Origin of the sequence: Bacillus sp. GMs2/2 (assembly GCF_050172095.1) — a bacterium.
Lineage (GTDB): Bacteria > Bacillota > Bacilli > Bacillales > Bacillaceae_G > Bacillus_A > Bacillus_A cereus.
The window spans coordinates 1-3,526 of the sequence record NZ_JBNLYE010000387.1 but is presented as its reverse complement, the minus strand read 5'-3'; the positions used below and the strand labels follow the sequence as shown (position 1 = coordinate 3,526).

Sequence of the window (3,526 nt, the reverse complement as noted above, 5' to 3'; positions counted from 1 at the left end):
CATGGCTTGGCAAAGCCAAAGAGCCTCGCAGAGCACGTCCAAATGTAATTTGGTATAACGTGCTAGACCAAATGTTTTAGGTTCTCCTCAATCCTCATGTTACACTGGTTACAAAGAAAGGGGGAATTACCTGTGGCTCATGTAGAAAAATACACAAAAGGAAACGTACAAGGATTATCGATTCACTGGGACAGAAAAACGGAAAATCATTCGAATCAAGTTATTGATAATGAAAGGTCACATTTGAATTATGATTTATGCGAAAAAGAAGGAGATACACTTTCTCGCATGAATGATCGGTTAAGTGAAGTGTATTGTTTGAATCGAAAAGATGTAAAAGTTTGTGCAGATTGGGTTGTTACATTACCGGAAAGTTTGAAGGATGTTTCTAACAAGGAACAACGTGAATTTTTTGAGAAAACCTATGGATTTTTAGCGAACCGTTATGGCGGTGAGAAGAATGTATTGTCAGCCAATATACATAATGACGAAACAAGATCACATATGCATTTTGCTTTTATGCCTGTTGTTTGGGACGAGAAAAAGCAAAGGGAAAAGGTTTCAGCTAAAGAAGTTTTAACAAGAAAAGATTTAAAAACATTTCATCAGGATTTAGATAAGTTTTTGAAAAAGGAAATACCACACATCTACAAAGAAGGTATTTTAAATGATAAAACGATTGGTGTTGATACGGTTAAAGATTTGAAAAAGTATTCTGAAGAAATACAGCAACAAAAAGAAACAATGGATGAGGAAGTAAAGGTAAAAGAAAAAGAGTTAGAGGGAAAAATTCGATCTCTGGATAATGAATTTGAGAGTAAAAAGAAAAAACTTCTAGATTTAAGTGAACAATTACCACAAGAAATTAAAATTAAAGCAAAAGGAAAAGAGAAAAAAACAGAGGTTGTGAAAAAAGGATTATTCAAAACAGAAACGATAACAAAAGACACTGGGAATTGGATTATTGAAGCAGGTGAATTGAAAAGAGTACAAAAAATAGTAAACGCAGCATATACAGTTAAAAAAGATTATGAGCGTTTACAAACTACGGATTTAGTGCAAGAAAATAAAAAATTACACCTGCACGTAGAGAATTTATATAACAATTTGCAAGCTTCTCATCGAATTAATGCGGAGTTAAGAGAGAAAAACAAAGAATTACATGCAAAAATAGGCTTTTTACAAGCTCATATAACCGATTTAAAGACAAATATAAGGGTTTTGTACCAGCAAACAAAAAAAGTCTTTAAAGAGCAATTTAAAACGTTTAGAGGTCTTGTTAAAAATGAACTTGCTGGAAGAGAGGTAGAGGATCACTTTGAACGTGAACATAAAAAAGAAATGGCTAGTAGGCAGAAAGAGTATGATATGGAGCGCTAAAAAATAAAGCAAGTAAACTTCATTACTTGCTTTATTTTAGGTTTTCTCGTTCTCTTAAAGCTTTAAATCTATCAAATTGACTTTGGTATTCATAGTCTTTATTTTCTTTTCTGCTTACAAGAATTTTCCCGTCGTATTTAGCAAATTTCTTTTTGTCATTTGAATCAGACCAAGCCAAGTTTTCATTGATTACATAAACGTTTGATGTTCCCATTTTTAAGACATTTAAAAACCCGTTTTCTTCTAGCAATTTTATTGCTCTATAAACAGTTGATCTTGATTTACCAAAGTAATCTTCGAAAACCGAATAAGAACAAGCTAGAGCATTTCTGTTATCCATGTGTTCCAAAATGAAAAAGAGTAAGGAACTTGCAAAATTGTGATTAGACATTAACCAACGTAATTCTGGCATGTTATCACGATAAAGTTGAATAAAATTATGGTTTTTCTTTTTTTCATTGTGTTCTTTTTCTCTAGCTAAATGATTTTCTTCAAGTTCAATAAGTCTTTGAAGTTGATGAAGTTGTTCTGGATTTAATTCAACTGTAACTTTTTTCTCATTCAATTTCAGCATCTCTGTTGACATATATTTTTTCTCCCTTTTTTTGGAATGTTTCATAGCTGATGATACATTTATGTATAATATATGACACATTATAGGTCATATAAGAATCAATATCAATCGTAAAATGACACATCTCGTTTCAAATATGTGTCACAGCTGATGACACATATACGTGTCACAGCTGATGACACATATGAATCTATTAAACTCTTATATATCAACGTTTTTAGTGCTTCTCCTTCTATATCTCCTTAAAGGGCTTTTCACAATGCAATAGTCGAGTAGTATTTTTTGAGAAAAACATTCAAAAAATCTCCACTCTTTTGCTATTGCATTGTGAAATTCGGCAGGTGTGAGCATGTTGCCAAGCCGAACATACCAAAAACGAGAATTTAGGTAGTACGACTTGAATAAGCAATTATACCTGCCGAACCGCCGTTATTCATCGTTCAAGAATTTCAATCATGCTATATAAAGTTACGTTAAATTCTTGGGGGCTAACCCCCAAACCCCCAGCCAGCACTCTCACCCAAAAACAAGGAGGGATTATTAAAAAGTAATATTAAGAGTTTAAATATTCTAATTTTCAGAAATTTATTTATTTTTAAATACATATAATTTAGAATAGAGTTGTACATATAAAGGTACAATTTTCCGGAAAAGGGATATGAAGGGGTGTTAAAATGAATAAGAAAAAAATTGCAGGAATTGTTTTAGCAAGTTCTCTTGCATTAGGTTTAGGTTTACCTGGTGTTAGTGCAAGTGCAGCTACTATTGATACTATGAAAGTAGACGGTCCTCAACAAGGACCAGCAAAACCACCAGAAGATGGAATTCCTTGGAAGTTATATAGTAAACAAGAATATCAGGATGATGGATATTGGATTGTGAGTAAATGGTATGAATACAAAAAACCTAATGGAAAAGTAGCTAGGAAACATGAAACATACATTTATAAAGATTCAACGAAAAGAGTATGGATTGGATTTTCATATCAAACATACGGATTATAAATTTTTAGAGGAATGTTCTTAATAAACAGAACATTCCTCTAAAAATTATATACAACAACAAGGAGATGAACTTATTATGTCACCACTAGAACTATTAAATTCTGTAATAAATGATCCTACTCTTTTTAAATACATGTTTTTAGCTTTTATTGCGTTTAATATTTTGATTATAGTAATTGGTATTTTAGTAAAAAATAAAACTGTAAGTTATTTAGGAAGTGGTTTAACTCTTTTTTTTATAGTTTTATTTTGTATAAGTAGTTTTTGATTTTTAGTAAATTTAAAATCCTCCTAAATTTTTAGGGGGATTTTATTTGTTTGAAAAAAAACTTTTTACTTGTGTTGGTCAATCAAAACGGACCTAGCGAAGCGAAGGGAGTATTTGACTTGACCAACTGAACGATACCCAAAGCCTCTTGTCACTCAAACAAACACGTTTGTTTGGTGCCTGCCGAAGGGGCAGCCCCTCAAGGATTGAGGGGTTGGGGAGTTCGATTGAGGGGGTCTGGGGAAAAGTTCCCCAGTGGGTTTGGGCAACGCCCAAGGTTTTGTTTTTGCCATGCTTAGT

Annotated in this window: 4 protein-coding genes; 3 read left to right on the top strand and 1 reads right to left on the bottom strand. The window is 32.6% G+C overall.

The annotated features are described in order from the left end of the window. Positions 1–132 precede the first annotated feature (132 nt). On the top strand, positions 133–1,380 hold the full coding sequence (mobV, locus tag ACQGS6_RS24760) for a MobV family relaxase (protein WP_426965761.1): 1,248 nt from the start codon (positions 133–135) through the stop codon (positions 1,378–1,380). 31 nt (positions 1,381–1,411) lie between these two features. Here the strand turns inward: mobV and ACQGS6_RS24755 are convergent, their stop codons facing one another. Continuing rightward, positions 1,412–1,966 (bottom strand): replication/maintenance protein RepL, encoded by a 555-nt coding sequence (locus ACQGS6_RS24755; protein WP_080454444.1) that lies wholly within the window; start codon positions 1,964–1,966, stop codon positions 1,412–1,414. Positions 1,967–2,628: 662 nt separating this feature from the next. On the opposite strand from ACQGS6_RS24755, the gene ACQGS6_RS24750 reads away from it, so the two are divergent. Continuing rightward, positions 2,629–2,958, top strand: coding sequence for a hypothetical protein (locus ACQGS6_RS24750; protein ID WP_062822650.1), 330 nt, complete (start codon positions 2,629–2,631; stop codon positions 2,956–2,958). A 76-nt stretch (positions 2,959–3,034) separates the two neighbouring features. Then, on the top strand, positions 3,035–3,226 hold the full coding sequence (locus tag ACQGS6_RS24745) for a hypothetical protein (RefSeq protein WP_062822651.1): 192 nt from the start codon (positions 3,035–3,037) through the stop codon (positions 3,224–3,226). The last annotated feature ends 300 nt before the right edge of the window (positions 3,227–3,526 follow it).

What these genes read in the sequence shown, in the direction of transcription:
- ACQGS6_RS24755 (WP_080454444.1), bottom strand. Translation starts at nt 1,966, where the DNA reads ATGTCAACAGAGATGCTGAAATTGAATGAGAAAAAAGTTACAGTTGAA.
- ACQGS6_RS24750 (WP_062822650.1), top strand. Translation starts at nt 2,629, where the DNA reads ATGAATAAGAAAAAAATTGCAGGAATTGTTTTAGCAAGTTCTCTTGCA.
- ACQGS6_RS24745 (WP_062822651.1), top strand. Translation starts at nt 3,035, where the DNA reads ATGTCACCACTAGAACTATTAAATTCTGTAATAAATGATCCTACTCTT.